Annotated in this window: 16 protein-coding genes and 1 tRNA gene; 8 read left to right on the top strand and 9 right to left on the bottom strand. The window is 61.9% G+C overall.

Annotated elements, in window-relative coordinates:
• Nucleotides 1-117: 117 nt before the first annotated feature.
• Together AS156_RS19505 and AS156_RS42925 are read right to left on the bottom strand one after the other, a co-directional pair.
• Nucleotides 118-1,047, bottom strand: coding sequence for a TauD/TfdA dioxygenase family protein (locus AS156_RS19505; protein ID WP_066507912.1), 930 nt, complete (start codon nt 1,045-1,047; stop codon nt 118-120).
• A 466-nt stretch (nt 1,048-1,513) separates the two neighbouring features.
• Complete coding sequence (locus AS156_RS42925) at nt 1,514-1,930, bottom strand: hypothetical protein (RefSeq protein ID WP_160331117.1); 417 nt, start codon at nt 1,928-1,930, stop codon at nt 1,514-1,516.
• Nucleotides 1,931-2,009: 79 nt separating this feature from the next.
• On the opposite strand from AS156_RS42925, the gene AS156_RS46070 reads away from it, so the two are divergent.
• From AS156_RS46070 to AS156_RS19480, 5 genes are all read left to right on the top strand, one after another.
• Complete coding sequence (locus AS156_RS46070) at nt 2,010-2,447, top strand: DUF2934 domain-containing protein (protein WP_082747606.1); 438 nt, start codon at nt 2,010-2,012, stop codon at nt 2,445-2,447.
• Nucleotides 2,448-2,779: 332 nt separating this feature from the next.
• Complete coding sequence (locus tag AS156_RS19490; protein ID WP_066507677.1) at nt 2,780-2,983, top strand: cold-shock protein; 204 nt, start codon at nt 2,780-2,782, stop codon at nt 2,981-2,983.
• 355 nt (nt 2,984-3,338) lie between these two features.
• On the top strand, nt 3,339-3,590 hold the full coding sequence (locus AS156_RS46065) for a PilZ domain-containing protein (RefSeq protein WP_136626312.1): 252 nt from the start codon (nt 3,339-3,341) through the stop codon (nt 3,588-3,590).
• A 127-nt stretch (nt 3,591-3,717) separates the two neighbouring features.
• Nucleotides 3,718-3,903, top strand: a complete 186-nt coding sequence (locus AS156_RS19485) for a hypothetical protein (RefSeq protein WP_066507674.1) — start codon at nt 3,718-3,720, stop codon at nt 3,901-3,903.
• A gap of 79 nt (nt 3,904-3,982) precedes the next feature.
• The gene (locus tag AS156_RS19480) at nt 3,983-4,618 is read left to right on the top strand and encodes a molybdopterin cofactor-binding domain-containing protein (RefSeq protein WP_066507671.1); all 636 of its coding nucleotides are present in this window, start codon (nt 3,983-3,985) and stop codon (nt 4,616-4,618) included.
• A 17-nt stretch (nt 4,619-4,635) separates the two neighbouring features.
• Here the strand turns inward: AS156_RS19480 and AS156_RS19475 are convergent, their stop codons facing one another.
• The 6 genes from AS156_RS19475 to AS156_RS19445 all read right to left on the bottom strand — a co-directional run bounded on the left by AS156_RS19475 (nt 4,636) and on the right by AS156_RS19445 (nt 9,440).
• On the bottom strand, nt 4,636-5,946 hold the full coding sequence (locus AS156_RS19475; RefSeq protein ID WP_066507668.1) for a type II toxin-antitoxin system HipA family toxin: 1,311 nt from the start codon (nt 5,944-5,946) through the stop codon (nt 4,636-4,638).
• Nucleotides 5,946-6,200 carry a helix-turn-helix domain-containing protein gene (locus AS156_RS19470; RefSeq protein WP_066507665.1) on the bottom strand — a complete coding sequence of 85 codons (255 nt, stop codon included), beginning with the start codon at nt 6,198-6,200 and terminating at the stop codon, nt 5,946-5,948. The genes AS156_RS19475 and AS156_RS19470 overlap by 1 nt, the downstream gene beginning before the upstream one ends.
• Nucleotides 6,201-6,658: 458 nt before the next feature.
• Nucleotides 6,659-6,826 (bottom strand): IS3 family transposase, encoded by a 168-nt coding sequence (locus AS156_RS46060; RefSeq protein ID WP_082747605.1) that lies wholly within the window; start codon nt 6,824-6,826, stop codon nt 6,659-6,661.
• A gap of 368 nt (nt 6,827-7,194) precedes the next feature.
• Nucleotides 7,195-7,269, bottom strand: a tRNA-Val gene (locus AS156_RS19455).
• 143 nt (nt 7,270-7,412) lie between these two features.
• Nucleotides 7,413-8,696 carry a coiled-coil domain-containing protein gene (locus tag AS156_RS19450; protein WP_066507658.1) on the bottom strand — a complete coding sequence of 428 codons (1,284 nt, stop codon included), beginning with the start codon at nt 8,694-8,696 and terminating at the stop codon, nt 7,413-7,415.
• A 138-nt stretch (nt 8,697-8,834) separates the two neighbouring features.
• Nucleotides 8,835-9,440 carry a DUF1134 domain-containing protein gene (locus tag AS156_RS19445; RefSeq protein ID WP_066507655.1) on the bottom strand — a complete coding sequence of 202 codons (606 nt, stop codon included), beginning with the start codon at nt 9,438-9,440 and terminating at the stop codon, nt 8,835-8,837.
• A gap of 110 nt (nt 9,441-9,550) precedes the next feature.
• Between AS156_RS19445 and AS156_RS19440 the strand changes: the two genes are divergently transcribed.
• A complete protein-coding gene (locus AS156_RS19440; protein WP_066507653.1) occupies nt 9,551-10,057 on the top strand; it encodes a YHS domain-containing (seleno)protein in 507 nt (168 codons plus the stop codon).
• A 1-nt stretch (nt 10,058) separates the two neighbouring features.
• Here the strand turns inward: AS156_RS19440 and cysQ are convergent, their stop codons facing one another.
• Nucleotides 10,059-10,886, bottom strand: a complete 828-nt coding sequence (gene cysQ / locus AS156_RS19435; RefSeq protein ID WP_066507650.1) for a 3'(2'),5'-bisphosphate nucleotidase CysQ — start codon at nt 10,884-10,886, stop codon at nt 10,059-10,061.
• Between the two features lie 140 nt (nt 10,887-11,026).
• Here cysQ and chpT point away from each other — a divergent pair, with 140 nt between their 5' ends.
• Both chpT and AS156_RS19425 read left to right on the top strand, forming a co-directional pair.
• Complete coding sequence (gene chpT, locus AS156_RS19430; protein ID WP_066507643.1) at nt 11,027-11,674, top strand: histidine phosphotransferase ChpT; 648 nt, start codon at nt 11,027-11,029, stop codon at nt 11,672-11,674.
• Nucleotides 11,675-11,865: 191 nt separating this feature from the next.
• Nucleotides 11,866-14,595 (top strand): hybrid sensor histidine kinase/response regulator, encoded by a 2,730-nt coding sequence (locus AS156_RS19425; RefSeq protein WP_066507564.1) that lies wholly within the window; start codon nt 11,866-11,868, stop codon nt 14,593-14,595.
• Nucleotides 14,596-14,679: the final 84 nt, after the last annotated feature.

Raw genomic sequence — 14,679 nt, 5'->3', positions numbered from 1 at the left:
GATTGAGGTAGAATCTTGCTTCGCCGTGCGGACCGCTTGATCAGCGGATTTAGAAAGCAGCGAACGTGCGCCAAGGTAGAATCTGCGCGGGTGAACTTTCCGTGGATTCGAGTGGGGTTAGGTGGCCTCCATGAGCGGCTGCTTGGTGACCTTGAGGCGCGTCACACTGGTCCGGCCGTCGACGCTTACGGGCACATCACCATCGATCGTGGCACGACGCATGACGCGATGCTGGTCGCCGTAATCATTGACCGCATAATGCTGTGTCGCGCGGTTGTCCCAGATCGCGACATCGCCCTCCTTCCAGTTCCAGCGCACGGTGTTTTCCGGTACCGTGATATGGGACTGGAATAGATCGAACAGCTGCTGGCCGTCACGCTTAGGGATGTCAACGAAGCGCTGCACCACATCGCCGAGCACCAGCGCGCGCTCGCCGGTCTCGGGAAGGACGCGCACGACGGGATGCTCGGTCTCAAAGATGGTTCTGGTAAAGACCTCATCAAAATGCTTCTTGTCGACTTCGCGGACACGAGCCGTTCCGGCGTAATCGAAGGCGTTGGTGTGGATTGCCCAGAGTTCATCGGCAAGCCGTTGCAGCGGCAGCGGCAGATCCAGGTAAGCAGCTGCGGTGTTCGACCAGACCGTATCGCCGCCAAAAGGTGGGATCACAATGGCTCGCAGCACCGAAATTTTGGGATAGGCAGCGGTGAACGTCCCATCGGCGTGCCACACATCAGCTCGGCTACCTCCGCGGGCTGAATCGAGCTCGATGATTGACGTCGTTCCCTCTGTGGTACCGAGCGTCGGATGCGGTACAAGCTTTCCCAAACGAATAGCAAAGCGTTCCTGCTCCGCGTCATCGAGTTGTTCCTGATCGCGGAAGAAGATCACCTTGTGGACGAGTAGCAAGCTGTTGATCGCAGCAATCGTGTGGCTCGGCAAATCGCCCGAGAGCTTGATATTTCTGATTTCAGAACCGATGCGCGCGGCGCGTTTGACCACGTCGCTACACGGAATGATACTATCGATCAAAGCTGCTTCGCTCATGGTGGCACTTCCAAGCTTCGGGGTTCTCAGTCGAAGAACGTTATTCAGCTGACGCGAATGGGTGAGCGCCAGATTGAAATTGCCGAAAACTGCTGCACTCGGCTCGTTGGTGGTGCTTCGCGCCAGGCATGAGTTTCCGGGCGCACGAATCGCGCTGAACATTGATGGTTTCGTGCGGCTGCATCCGCTCAGCCCAAAATCGCTGTTGCTAACGCGAAAGCAATGACCATGCCAGTGCTGCTAGGCGCGCCAAGCGTTTGACTATGCTTAAAAAAATCTCGCGCTTTTTGTGTGCTGTGTTTTAAACCCGACAGGACATTTATGCCGATGTCAGTACACTCGATCAGTCGCATTGAGGCCGGGATGGAACGGCATGGATATTCCACCAGCTTGTGCAGCCAATTGGCGTCGGCCGGCTGGCTGGTTCGACCGGCGCGGGAACCTTCAAGCGCGGACTCGGCGTTCGCTAGACCTTTACTGAAGCGAAGGTTAGCTCCTGCTTCGCTCGATCTCGGCGAAGAACGCGTTGCACTTTGCCCGAGGCGGTCATCGGGAGAGCGGTAAGGCCGCGCTCGCCTAGGAGAGGCAGCAGGCGCAGCGAGACGCAAGCGCGCGCGAAGAGGCCGCCCGTGAGAAGGCGCGCGAGCAGTAGCAGGAGGCTGTTGGCAACGCCCAGCGCGTGCTGGATGCCGCGCGCGAAAAGCATGACGACGCAGCCCTCGGCCTTGGGGAGTAGATCGAGACGCTCGAACAAAAGGTCCGCGAAAAAGGCGTAGCTCGAAGGCGCGCTGCGGCGCGGAAAGGATTGAGTCTCCAGCCCAGGGACAGCCAACAGCGGAAAACCTGATCCCAGCAGCAGGTTGAAAGAGAAAGGCTGGAGCAAATATGCGGAACGACAAGGAGACCGGCGGTCCGGTCGCCGGGACGCTCAGCAGCCGTTGTGCCGCCCACAAAGACCCAAAATGAGGGGGCCGATCCCCTCGGCAGTCGTTGGTCCGGCGCGGCCGAGACGCAAGCCAAAGAGCGCAAGACTAATCGATCTGCACGTACGGCGCTCGACGAGCTTCCCCGGGCCGGCGAGGTATTCCCACACGAGCAGGCCCGTTACCGTGCCAGCGCTTGAACCCGTGCACTACCTCCCGCTACAGCTGCTGCGCGTCATTGGCTGTTACAGCCGCCCTCCGGGCTGCGACTTAGATTTCTGGCTGCGAGCCGAGCGTGAGCTGGCGGACGATGAGACGATCGACTGGCTCCTGTCGCCCGAGCCTATTACTGCTTCTCTGCAGGTGTGCCGATGCCGCTGGGGGGCGGTGCAGCCGGGGATGGCGGAGGCGGAGTTTCTGGCGCAGCAGCTGCGGCCGCGGCCGCGCAGTCACCTGCCCAGAGATTGGTGCCTCTGACCATGCCAACTAATTTGCAACCGATCGGTGCCCTGCGGCCTTGCCTGGACTGGCCTTTTAGCCGCTCTCGGTGGAGCAGTTTGCGCGAACGCGCTGGTCGTAAAGAGCACTGCGATAACTCCGATCAGCGGCTTCATGGGGCTTCCTTGCTTTGGCATTGGTCCAATTTCGACCATCTGCGCACAGCTTCAGAGCGGCCGGACGTTCATTCCTGAGCCAGGACATCAAAGTTCCCAGCAACATCGAAACTGCACGGTCGGCGCTGATTTGTCCTTGCGGGGCACAGCCCTATCAACTTAGGCTGCCACCATTGGCTCAAAGGAGTTCTATCTGTGACGACGGGTACTGTGAAGTGGTTTAACCCGACGAAGGGTTATGGATTCATTCAACCGGACAACGGTGGCAAGGATGTCTTCGTACATATTTCGGCCGTCGAAAAAGCCGGACTGAGCAGCCTGAATGAGGGCGCAAAAGTAAGCTACGAAGAGAGGGAAAACCGCGGCAAGACCTCCGCAGAAAATCTGCGGGTCGGCTAACGCCAGTCCGGGATTGTGAACCCGTCGATTCACGCGGGCGGGTTTTTGCGTCCCTATTCTACGGGGACGGTTTTTCGCGCCACATCGTCAGACGTGGAACGACATGCGGGCCGTGGGGCGACGACCATCGCTCGGGCCAGTCTTGGTCATCGCTATGCTTGGAAATGCGCCTCAGTACCGTCGGCAGGCCGCGGCTAAGACCGATCCAAACGGCGTACAGCGTGAAGCCGCGTCACCACCTTTGAGCTGGCGTCTGGTAGGTCGCGGCGTGCGGTGCACTCCAATCGTTAGTAGAAATGCAATCTTTCTCGCGCAGCATCGATCAGATTTTCATCAGATAATGATGGGTTAGGAGATGATTGCGTTTCCAGACAGGCGAAGTGCTGTGCGCAATCCATCGCTAGACAATGCCATGATCAGGGCTGGCGGCCTATCACTATGCTGTGTCGTGCGAGACATCACAGAGGATGGTGCGGCGTTGAAGGCAGATCCAAAATCGTCGCTTCCTGACCAGTTCACGCTTATAGTTCCACCGAACAAGACCCACTCGTGCAACGTCATTTGGCGAAAAGGCGCATGGCTTGGCGTCGCGTTCGCTACCGGGTGACAGGAGCGCCTGCTTCTAAAGCGCCGGCGAATTGCGCAAAAAAAATCCGTGGCGGTAGTGTAACCTGCTTCATAAGGGCACCGAACGCTTAGCTGACACAATCTCGCTTTGATTTCAGCGGGACGCCATGGACGACGACTTTTGCAGAGAAAGGGCGCGGACCGTGCGGGCGCTTGCTGAACAAGCTGACCCGACCATCAAGAAGCGCCTGTTACAGCTGGCCGCTCACTACGAACGACGCGTCGATCAACCAGAAAAGGCCGATCAAGACGGCAAGCGGGTCAACGATCCGGCCGTCGTGTCGATCCGGTAGCGGTTACCGGTGAGCACGCTATCCGCGCATTTCTTCCGTCTCTCGTTTCCGGACACGCCGGAATTCGACACGGGACTAGATGCTTCCTTCACCCTACGACCATCCGCTGACAACCATGCCATCGGAAGACCGCAAGGATCTGGGCATCTTCTATCCGATCATGGGCCATATGTGCCACATGCCGGTCGTAGAGGTTGATGTTGAGACCGGCAAGATCAAGTTTCTCGACTATGTCGCCGTCCATGATTGCGGCACGATCGTAAACCCAATGACACTCGTAGGCCATGTTCGCGGTGGTACGGCACAGGGAATCGGTTCAGCGATCTATGAAGAGTACAAGTACGCCGACGATGGCCAACTCCTGAACGCAAACTTCGCCGACTATATCCTGCCCAGTGTCAACGAAGTGCCTCCGAATGTCCGGGTTGGCCACGTCGTAACGCCGTCACCCTTTACCGAATACGGGATTAAAGGCGGTGGCGAGGGGGGCAGGATGGGCGCCATAGCCAGCGCAATCGAGGACGCGTTGAAGCCTTTCAGGGTCAAGGCGGATTTCTTGCCATTGACGCCGGCGAAGCTGCGCGGGCCTAATTCGTCAAGCGACGGCGAATCAGTAGCACTTCCTGAGTGGCGCGAATTTCGTGCCGGACATCCTTTCGCGCGAAGAAAACATGTGGCGGTACTAGCCGGCCCCACCGGCTCACGTGATGGATAGGCACCCGGTCAGCCAGCTTAGTTTGACTCGTTGATGAGCTTGATGCGGTGGAGAGCAGCGGTCCGTATCGACTCCGTGATGTTTTTCGGGAAGCCTTTGGGCAAGGCTTTTGCGACCTTCTCGTAATTCGCCTCGAATGTCGCGCTCAGATCATCAAAGATCGAGCGCACGACAGGAATGCCGATGCCCGACATCTCGGCCGTCTGGATGAAATGGCGCGGCAGGATCTCATTCACCGTGTAGTGGCGGCTCTTGCCGACGGACATGGCCAGCTTGAACGACTTGGGCTGAATTTGCTTTGCATCTAGACTGGGTTGCGCGCTTAGCACATCATAAAGCGGCGTGAGGCGGAAGCGTCCTCCGGGGTTGAGGAAGATGCTGAAGTTCTTGGCATGGCCATCCGTGGCACCGATCAGCCAAAACACGACACCTGATCGCATGAAGATCGCGGTATCATCAGCGGGGGCATCGCTGCCCTTAAGCAGCTCGAGAATTTCCTTCATGCCCGGACCGCCATCCGATTGATATTTTCGCGTAGGCGGAATCGATAGGGCTTGGCAGCAATCCTCTTGTGGCAGCCGGAGTAGACGCTTGTCTTTTGTCCAGCGGCGGTCAAATCGCTCAACGACAAGCGTGCGACGCCCGCCGAAGTCCGCGATTTCGGCATTGGCGGCCGGCACGCCAAGAGCTGCAATCAGCTTGAGACAAAAATACTCGTTCTCGACGCTGTTTGAGAGGTCGACGCCGTTAGGCAAGCGCCCAATTTGTGGTTTCAGAATGTGGGTGGTCGCAGTTGTTCCGGACGGCTTGTACCATTTGCTATCGAGGCGCAGTAGAGCTGTCTTTTCCTGAGCGCCGGCAAGCGAGATACGAAAATCGTCGTCTTCGCCCATGCCAAGTGGCGCAGCGGCGAGGTTTTGAATGATGTCCGTAATTTCCTTGTCGCTGACCGGTTTCCCGTCGATCTTTCCCGTTGGTCCTGGGTTGATGCCCTCCGGCAAGAATTGGAGCGCCCCGACACAGTCGTGGCCGACTGCCGAAAGCATGCTGTAGGCGTCGGTGCCATTTGCTCCGACGCGCTCGGCGACGCGCCTCCGTATCGGCTCACTATCGGGCAAGAGATTGTCGAAGACGTTGATCACAGGGGCGCCAATGTACCGATCCTCGCGAAGCGGCAAGGAGAGCGAAATCGGGAACGTGGAGTTCCAGGCGAGCCAGTTGGCATCGTACCGGAAATCGATTGCCCCACTGGACTCGCGCTTGAGCATCCCCGCGTGACGGCCGTTCACGAACACGTTTAGTGGTGAATTGGCTCGCGAGCGGGCCATCAGAAGATATCCTCAATGTCGGCAGCGCTGGCTTTGCTGCGCGGACGAACAACGAGCTCGAGATCGAGCGCGGCCAAAGCCTCCATGACGGTGTGAAGCTGCATAGCCGGTGCCCCTCCTTCCAGCCGAGATACAGTTCCCTGCCGAAGACGGATGTTTTTCCCGAGGTCGGACTGTGTCAGGCCAGCTTTCTTACGAGCTCGGCGCAGGATTGCGCCGAGCTGCTTTTCTGTTCTCGCGATTTGCTGGGTCATGGTCCGCCTCCGGAATAAAATATACGCGATCGCGTATTAAAAGTCAATATACGTGATCTCGTATAAATTCTTTGCATACGCGATCGCGTATAAATCACCGGTATACGCGATCGCGGATAAACTCCGAGCTGCGCATACGACCGGCGTGAAGGACAGTTCGAAGGTTCAGGCCGTGGGAATCTCAAGGGTGCGATAGGCGGCGAACATGGACCTAAGGTCAGTCAGCCATTGCACCTTGCGTAGAGCCCGGATGTCGCCGAACCGCTGCTCGACACAGTGCACAATCATGTCCCGGACCATCTCGCCGGAGATCCCAGCCGTCGTGGCTACCCAGCCAATGACCTCGCAGTCACGGCTGTCCAGGGCAAAGGCAGCCCGCGATCTCGGCGTTCCAGCAGGGGAACTCCAGCACGTCCGAACAGCACCGCTCATTGGAGTGGCTCGTCATGATCGTTCCGTCATGGCCCGTGGCACGCGGCGCCCCGTATGCCGGACCAGCAACAAGCGGCCTTCTTCATCAGCCGATAGACGCGCTTGGCATTGGCGGGACCGTGGCCGGCGGATCGCCGCTCGCGTTTTAGGAGCGCAGCGATCCACCGGTATCCATAGTTCGAGCGGCTATTCACAAGGCGCGGATATCGGAAGTAAGCTCCGCCTCCCCGGCACGGGTCTGGCGACCGCGCTTTGGACGCATGCCGCCCGCCCGCTCAACCAGGTTGGAGCGGGCAACCCCGAGGGTCTCTGCGATCCGTTTCACGGGATAACCTTCGGCGCCGATTCGCGAAGAATCTACGCCGATCGGTATGAGAGACCTATCCAGTCCCGCCACGGAGGATCCTGAAATGGTAAAAGCCGCAATCGTCGATCTGGACGGAAGCAAAGTAATTTTTGCAAGCGGCCCCAATATTTGATGTATGCCCCGACTGTGCCCCAGTTATCTCTGGGCACATTCGAAAGGAATTTGGTCTGTAAATTGTTGATTTTGAAGGTTTAATGGTGGACGCACAAGGGATCGAACCTTGGACCTCTCCCGTGTGAAGGGAACGCTCTCCCGCTGAGCTATGCGTCCGGGATATGACGTGCGAAAGGCCGCCGGTCGGCGGCCGGTCGCAACAGCGCTTCGTCAGAGGGTGCGATTTACGAAGTGCGGGGTAGGGGTGTCAAGCCAAGACCTTCGAAGATCGCTACCTTCGAGATCCGGCCCCCTCGCGATCAGGCCCCCTGCTGACGGGCGCGGGAGGCGTGCGACTGCAGCGCCCGGATCCGTTCGGCCAGCGTGCCGCCGCCCTCGGGCAGCCCGCTGCCCGGCGTGGCGCCATTGGCGGGCTTGGCGGCGGTCTTGGCCGGCACCGTCGGTTCGGCCGCCAGCATGGCCTCGATCGCCGAATTCGGGCCCTCGAGCTGGATCGCGAGCTTCGCGACCTCGGCGGCGATGTCGTTGATGCGCTCGCGCAGCAACGCGTTCTCCATGCGCTCGGTCGCCCAGGAGCTCTCGGTCTGCTGCTGGATCGCGTTGATGTCGCGTTGCAGCTTGGCGCGCTCGTCGCGCGCGACGCTCAGCTGCTCCTCGGCCGCGGCCTTCTCCTGGCGCAGCTTCTCGAGCGCCGGCGCCTTGCCGCCGCTGGTCGCCGCGATCTCCTCGCGCAACTCCTGCACGGTCCGCTCGGCGGCGGCGTTGGCCTGCTTGAGCTGGCTGTTCTCGTATTCGCGCTCGGCGAGCAGCTTGCCCTGGGTCGCGAGCCGCGTCTCGAGGTCGCTGACGCGGTTGCCGAGCATTTCGGCTTCCTTGACCTGGACGATGAGCTGCCGGTCGAGATCGGTGACGCGCTGGCTGAGATTCTCGACCCGGCCACGTGCTTCCGTCAGGTCGCGCGTGGCGATTTCCGACTGGTTGCGTTCCTGGGCGAGGCGGGCCTGGGTCGCCGCGAATTCCTTCTCGGCATCGCCGACGCGGCTCTTCAGCTCCTCCACCTGCGTCCGCACCGTGACGAGCTCGACCTGGCGGCTGTCTGCCGTCATGGAGCGGTCGCTGAGCGCGGCATTGATCTTGCCGAGTTCGGACTGCTTGTCGGTCAGCGCCTGCTCGGCGGAGCGCAACAGCTCGGTCTTGGCGGAGAATTCCTCCTCGGTGGCGCGAAGCTGATCCTTCATCGCCTTCTCGCGTGCTTCCATCGCGAAGATCGCGGCGTTCTTCTCGCCGAGCTCGATCTTCATGCGGTTGATCGCGTCGGTCTTCTTGCCGAGCTCGGCGAGCTGGCTCGTGGTCTTGCTCTTGAGCTGGTCGACGCTCATCTCGAGCCGGCGCGCCGACATCGCGAATTCCGCGCGGAGCTGGTCCTTGTCGGCCTGGATCTCGGCCATCGAGAGCGGGGTGGCGGCTTCCATGCGGCGCGTCGTCAGCCGCACCGCGCGGTTATGCACCAGCGGCACGATCATCAGGCCGCACAGCATCGAGATCAGGAAACCGATCGCGCCGTACATGATCGGTTCGATCATGAAGGGTCACTCCACAGATAAGAATTCGTTAATCACAATGCCACGGCAGGCCGGCCAAAGGCCAGCCCATTGCCGCGTTAACGTGAATCGCAGATCGCGGCCAAAGCCGGCCGGGGCGACCACCCGTGAAAACGGCGACTAGAACGGGTTCCAGGTCGCGCGTGGGGTGTATTTGAGATAGCCGACATTGGCGCCGAGCCGCAATCCGATGCCGGAGCGAATCGGTACCAGCACGATGTTGTTGGCGGTCAGCGCGGTCATGCCGAAACCGCCGACGATATAGGCCGAGCCGTCGATGCCGACGAAGCGCTGATAGATCGCATTGGTGGACGGCAGGTTATAGACCAGCGTCATGGTGCGCGCGCCATCGCCGCCCCAGTCGAAGCCGACCGACGGCCCCTGCCAGTAGACCCTGAGGTCGCCGGCATTCTTGGTGTAGAGCGTGCCTTCGCCGTAGCGCAGCCCCGCGACGAACGCGCCGGAGCCTTCCTCGCCGAGTACATAGCCGTTGGGCAGCCCCCATTGGCTGACCGCGCGCTCGATGACCGAGGCAAGTCCGCGTGAAACATTGCCGAAAAATTTGTGCCCGGCGTTGACCAGTTCCTCAGGCCCGTAGGTATACGGGGTCGGTTCACGCTGGGGCGGCGGATATTGCGGCGGCGGGGGCTGCTGTGCGGACGCCTGTCCGGTCCAGCACATCAGCGCGGCGAACGCCACCGCGGCAAGGCGTGATGCGAAAGTCATTAAGAACCCCTGCTATCGAAATCCGGGCGCTGCCCTTAACCTGATGCCAACAGGCACGGCTCTAGGTTGCGCCCAGTGTCCCCTCGACTCGGATGTTATCGGTATCAACTATGACGGCACAACGGCAGGAAAGAAATGGTTGGCGCCGTGGAGTGGCCTTTTTCGGCCTGTTGGCGGGCATTTTGGCGGCCACTTGGCCTGACTTGGGCGCCCAAGCCACCACGACCGAGCGGGTGGTGACGAACCGCTATTCCGGCCTCGCGATCGAGGGATTCGATCCCGTCGCCTATTTCACCGATGCCACCCCGACTTTGGGCCATGCCGAATTCGAGGCCGCCGAAGGCGGTGCGGTCTGGCGCTTCCGCAACGAGGGCAACCGCGCCTCCTTCGTGGCACATCCAGAAATCTATGGTCCTCAGTTTGGTGGTTATGACCCGACCGACCTGGTGCGCGGCGTGACCTGCGCGGGCAATCCGCGGTTCTGGGTGGTTGCCGGGAACAGGCTCTATCTTTTCAATCGGGAAAAGAGCCGTGACGCCTTCGCCGCCGATCCCGCGCACTTCCTGAAGGAGGCTGCGGCGCGCTGGCCGGCGCTGGAAGAGAATCTGGCGCAATAGATCAGGACGCCGCAGCCGGGTCGCCCCAGGCAATGAATTCCGGCACCAGGAAGTCGTCACGGCCGAGCCCGAAATGCAGCGGGCTCCCGTGCGAATCCGTTACCGTTCCACCAGCCGCGACCACGACTGCAGCGCCGGCCGCGACATCCCATTCGGACGTCGGCGAAAGGCGGGGATAGATATCAACCGCCCCCTCGGCGACACGGCCGAATTTGACCGCAGAGCCGAGCACCGCGCGCTCGGCGCCGCCGCGCGCATCGATGAAGGCTTCGGTGCGTGCATCGCCATGCGATCGGCTGACCGCGGCGGTCCACGGCGCGCCGCGCGGTGGACACGGGCGCGTCTTGATCGGGACCGCCTGCGAAACCTTGCTGTCGCGTAGCGTCAGCCGCTCCGCGCCCTTGCCGACGATGCCACGCCAGATCAATCCGAGCGCAGGTGCGCCGACTATGCCGAGCAGCGGTGCGCCGTGTGTGACCAGCGCTACATTGACCGTGAACTCGTTGCGGCCGGCGACGAACTCCTTGGTGCCGTCGAGTGGATCGATCAGGAAGAAACTGTCCTTGTAGGGTGGCTTCGCCAGATGAACACGCTCTTCGGACAGCAACGATATTCGCGGCGCCAGCCGCGCCAGCCCCTCGACGATGATCCGGTCGGCGGCGAGATCCGCCTCCGTGACCGGCGAACCATCATCCTTGCCGGTAACCTTCATCGCGGGACGATCGACCGCGAGAATCGCGTCGCCGGCCCGGATCACCAACTCGGTCAGTGATTCGAGCAGCGTGGCGGCTTTATCGCAGTCGACTGCGGGCGATTTTGCCTCATTCATGGGCGGATCTCATATCCTGTTCGTCTTTCCCTTATCAATCCTGCCGCAAGCTGGCAGCATGCGTCTTCGCAGTGTATCAAGCCGACAGGCATGCGTGATTCGCACTCCTCCCGCGGTGTGCGGCTTTCCAGGAACAATCTATGTCTGGCACTTCGTCTCCCGGTCCCGCTCCCGATGCACTCGAACTTGCGGCGCTGTTGTGCTCGCGAGTCTGTCACGATCTCATCAGTCCCGTTGGCGCGATCGTCAATGGGCTTGAGGTCCTCGACGACAATCCCAAACCTGAAGATCGCGATTTCGCGCTCGATCTGATCCGCAAGAGCGCAAAAACCGCGTCGGCACGGCTGCAGTTCTGCCGATTGGCGTTCGGCGCGGCCGGTTCCTCCGGCGCCCAGATCGACCTCGGCGATGCCCAGAATATGGCGAAGGGGCATATCGAGGACGGTAAGGTCACGCTGACGTGGAATTTGCCGCGGCTGTTGCTGCCCAAGAACCGGGTCAAGCTGCTGCTGAACATGCTTGTGATCGCACAGCAGACGATTCCACGCGGCGGCACGCTCACCGTGGATCCGGTTGGTGAGGGCGAGGCGATCAGCTTCCGCATCACGTCCGCCGGTCTCAATGCCCGCGTGCCGCAGAACATCGTCGATCTCCTCAACGCAACGTCGTCGAACACGGTCGATGCGCATGCGGTGCAGCCGCATTACACGCGGCTGCTGGCGGAGGCCTGCGGACTCAAGGTGACGCTCACGCTCGACTGCGACAAGGTGCTTATCGTCGCGTCCTGAACGCGGCCGCCGCCACTCTGTTAATCAACGGTTACCAGGGGCCGCGCGTTCAATCGCGCGGCCTTATCTCCTTGTTGATCCCGTTCTTTTGCAATTACTCAACCAATATTAAACGCTTTGCAGGGAAGCTGGCCCGGTTTCGTAAGGCGCGTCGATGTCGCGCGCCACCGCGTTTTCAAAGGCTGGTTTTCATGGACGATCTGTTGCGCGAGTTCCTGACGGAGAGCAGCGAGAGCCTGGACACGGTCGACAACCAGCTGGTGCAGTTCGAGCAGGATCCGAACAACGCGAAGATCCTGGATAACATTTTCCGCCTGGTGCACACGATCAAGGGGACCTGCGGCTTCCTCGGGCTGCCGCGGCTGGAAGCCTTGGCGCATGCCGGCGAGACGTTGATGGGCAAGTTCCGCGACGGCATGCCGGTGACGGCGGAGGCCGTGACGCTGATCCTGTCCTCGATCGACCGCATCAAGGAGATTTTGGCGGGGCTAGAGGCCACCGAAGCCGAGCCCGAAGGCAATGACCGCGACCTGATCGATCGATTGGAAGCCATGGTCGAACACGGCATGGCCATGATGGCCGCCGGCGAGACTTCTGCTGATGAAGCATCCGTGCCCGTCGTCGAGGCGCCGTCAGTGCAGCCGGCGATGGCCGAGGGCACGCTGGTGGCGCAGACGCTGGAGCGCCCGTTGCGTCCGGGCGAGGTCTCGCTCGACGAGCTCGAGCGCGCCTTCCGCGAGACCGCCACCGAAGTGGTCGCGCCGGCGCCGGTCGCCAAGCCTGTAGCCGCAGCACCCGCGGCTGACGCCGCCGAGCCCGCCAGGAAGCCGGCCCGCAAGACCGCCGCCGCGGAAGGTGAGGCCGAGGGCGGCGACAAGATCGCCAACCAGTCGATCCGGGTCAACGTCGACACCCTCGAACACCTGATGACGATGGTCTCCGAGCTGGTGCTGACCCGCAACCAGCTGCTCGAGATCAGCAGGCGCAACGAGGACACCGAGTTCAAGGTGCCGCTGCAGCGGCTCTCCAACGTCACCGCCGAGCTGCAGGAGGGCGTCATGAAGACGCGCATGCAGCCGATCGGCAATGCCTGGCAGAAGCTGCCGCGCATCGTCCGCGACCTCTCCGGCGAGCTCGGCAAGCAGATTGAACTGGAAATGCACGGCGCCGATACCGAGCTCGACCGCCAGGTGCTCGACCTGATCAAGGATCCGTTGACGCACATGGTGCGCAACTCCGCCGACCATGGGCTGGAGACCCCGGCCGAGCGGGCAGCCAGCGGCAAGGGCGAGCAGGGCACCATCCGTCTAAGCGCCTATCACGAGGGCGGCCACATCATCATCTGCATCGCCGACAATGGCCGCGGCCTCAACACCGAGCGGATCAAGGCCAAGGCACTCTCGAGCGGTCTCGTCACCGAGACCGAACTGGAGAAGATGACCGAAGCCCAGATCCACAAGTTCATCTTCGCGCCGGGCTTCTCGACGGCGGCCCAGGTCACCTCGGTGTCCGGCCGCGGCGTCGGCATGGACGTGGTGCGCACCAATATCGACCAGATCGGCGGCACCATCGACATCAAGAGCGTGGCCGGCGAGGGCGCCTCCGTCACCATCAAGATCCCGCTGACGCTTGCGATCGTCTCCGCCCTGATCGTGGAAGCCGGCGGCGACCGCTTCGCGATCCCGCAACTGTCCGTCGTCGAGCTGGTGCGGGCCCGCGCCAACTCCGAGCACCGCATCGAGCGCATCAAGGACACCGCGGTCTTAAGGCTGCGCAACAAGCTGTTGCCGCTGATCCATCTCAAGAAGCTCCTGAAGATCGACGACGGCGCGACCGCGGAGGCCGAGAACGGCTTCATCGTGGTGACGCAGGTCGGCAGCCAGACCTTCGGCATCGTGGTCGACGGCGTGTTCCACACCGAGGAGATCGTGGTCAAGCCGATGTCGACCAAGCTGCGCCACATCGACATGTTCTCCGGCAACACCATTCTGGGCGATGGCGCCGTCATCATGATCATCGACCCCAACGGCATTGCCAAAGCCTTGGGCGCCTCCGGCGCCTCGGCCCATGACATGGCCGACGACAGCGCCGCCGCGCACGCCGCCAGCGGCGAGCAGCTGACCTCGCTCCTGGTGTTCCGCGCCGGCACCTCGCAGCCCAAGGCGGTGCCGCTCGGCCTCGTCACCCGGCTGGAAGAGATCGCCACCGACAAGATCGAGCTCTCGAACGGCCGCTACATGGTGCAGTACCGCGAGCAGCTGATGCCGCTGGTGCAGATGGCTGGCGTCGAGGTGCAGACGCAAGGCGCGCAGCCGATCCTGGTGTTCGCCGACGACGGCCGCTCGATGGGGCTCGTGGTCGACGAGATCATCGACATCGTCGAGGAGCGGCTCAACATTGAGGTCGCGGGCTCGCAGGACGGCATTCTGGGCTCGGCGGTGATCAAGGGCCAGGCCACCGAGGTGATCGACGTCGGCCACTTCCTGCCGATGGCGTTTGCCGACTGGTTCTCGCGCAAGGAGATGCGGCCGTCGGCCAATGCGCAGTCCGTGCTCCTCGTGGACGACAGCGCCTTCTTCCGCAACATGCTGGCGCCGGTGCTGAAGGCCGCCGGCTACCGGGTGCGGACCGCGCCGACCGCGCAGGAGGGGCTCGCGGTGCTGCGCTCGGGGCAGGCCTTCGACGTCGTGCTGACCGACATCGAGATGCCCGAGATGAACGGCTTCGAGTTCGCCGAGGTGATCCGCGGCGACAGCAACCTGACCGGGCTGCCGATCATCGCGCTGTCGGCGATGGTGTCGCCGGCGGCGATCGAGCGCGGCCGGCAGGCCGGCTTCCACGACTATGTCGCCAAGTTCGACCGTCCCGGGCTGATCGCGGCGCTGAAGGAGCAGACCGTCGAGCTGCGGAACGCTGCGTAAGGAACAGATGCGATGACCAGCAAGACCGAAGCAGGCGAAGGCACCATGGCCGAATACGTCACCGCCGTGATCGGCGGGCAGCTG

Origin of the sequence: Bradyrhizobium macuxiense, from assembly GCF_001542415.1 — a bacterium.
Classification (GTDB): domain Bacteria; phylum Pseudomonadota; class Alphaproteobacteria; order Rhizobiales; family Xanthobacteraceae; genus Bradyrhizobium; species Bradyrhizobium macuxiense.
Note: the sequence above shows the minus strand (reverse complement) of the source record. Positions and strands in the feature narration are given on the sequence as shown.

Excerpts from the sequence above, each read along its gene's own strand:
- cysQ (WP_066507650.1), bottom strand. The coding sequence starts at position 10,886 with ATGAATGAGGCAAAATCGCCCGCAGTCGACTGCGATAAAGCCGCCACG.
- AS156_RS19475 (WP_066507668.1), bottom strand. The coding sequence starts at position 5,946 with ATGGCCCGCTCGCGAGCCAATTCACCACTAAACGTGTTCGTGAACGGC.
- AS156_RS19485 (WP_066507674.1), top strand. The coding sequence starts at position 3,718 with ATGGACGACGACTTTTGCAGAGAAAGGGCGCGGACCGTGCGGGCGCTT.
- AS156_RS19505 (WP_066507912.1), bottom strand. The coding sequence starts at position 1,047 with ATGAGCGAAGCAGCTTTGATCGATAGTATCATTCCGTGTAGCGACGTG.
- AS156_RS19425 (WP_066507564.1), top strand. The coding sequence starts at position 11,866 with ATGGACGATCTGTTGCGCGAGTTCCTGACGGAGAGCAGCGAGAGCCTG.
- AS156_RS46065 (WP_136626312.1), top strand. The coding sequence starts at position 3,339 with ATGATTGCGTTTCCAGACAGGCGAAGTGCTGTGCGCAATCCATCGCTA.
- AS156_RS19445 (WP_066507655.1), bottom strand. The coding sequence starts at position 9,440 with ATGACTTTCGCATCACGCCTTGCCGCGGTGGCGTTCGCCGCGCTGATG.
- AS156_RS46070 (WP_082747606.1), top strand. The coding sequence starts at position 2,010 with ATGAGGGGGCCGATCCCCTCGGCAGTCGTTGGTCCGGCGCGGCCGAGA.
- AS156_RS19480 (WP_066507671.1), top strand. The coding sequence starts at position 3,983 with ATGCTTCCTTCACCCTACGACCATCCGCTGACAACCATGCCATCGGAA.
- chpT (WP_066507643.1), top strand. The coding sequence starts at position 11,027 with ATGTCTGGCACTTCGTCTCCCGGTCCCGCTCCCGATGCACTCGAACTT.
- AS156_RS19440 (WP_066507653.1), top strand. The coding sequence starts at position 9,551 with ATGACGGCACAACGGCAGGAAAGAAATGGTTGGCGCCGTGGAGTGGCC.
- AS156_RS19450 (WP_066507658.1), bottom strand. The coding sequence starts at position 8,696 with ATGATCGAACCGATCATGTACGGCGCGATCGGTTTCCTGATCTCGATG.
- AS156_RS19470 (WP_066507665.1), bottom strand. The coding sequence starts at position 6,200 with ATGACCCAGCAAATCGCGAGAACAGAAAAGCAGCTCGGCGCAATCCTG.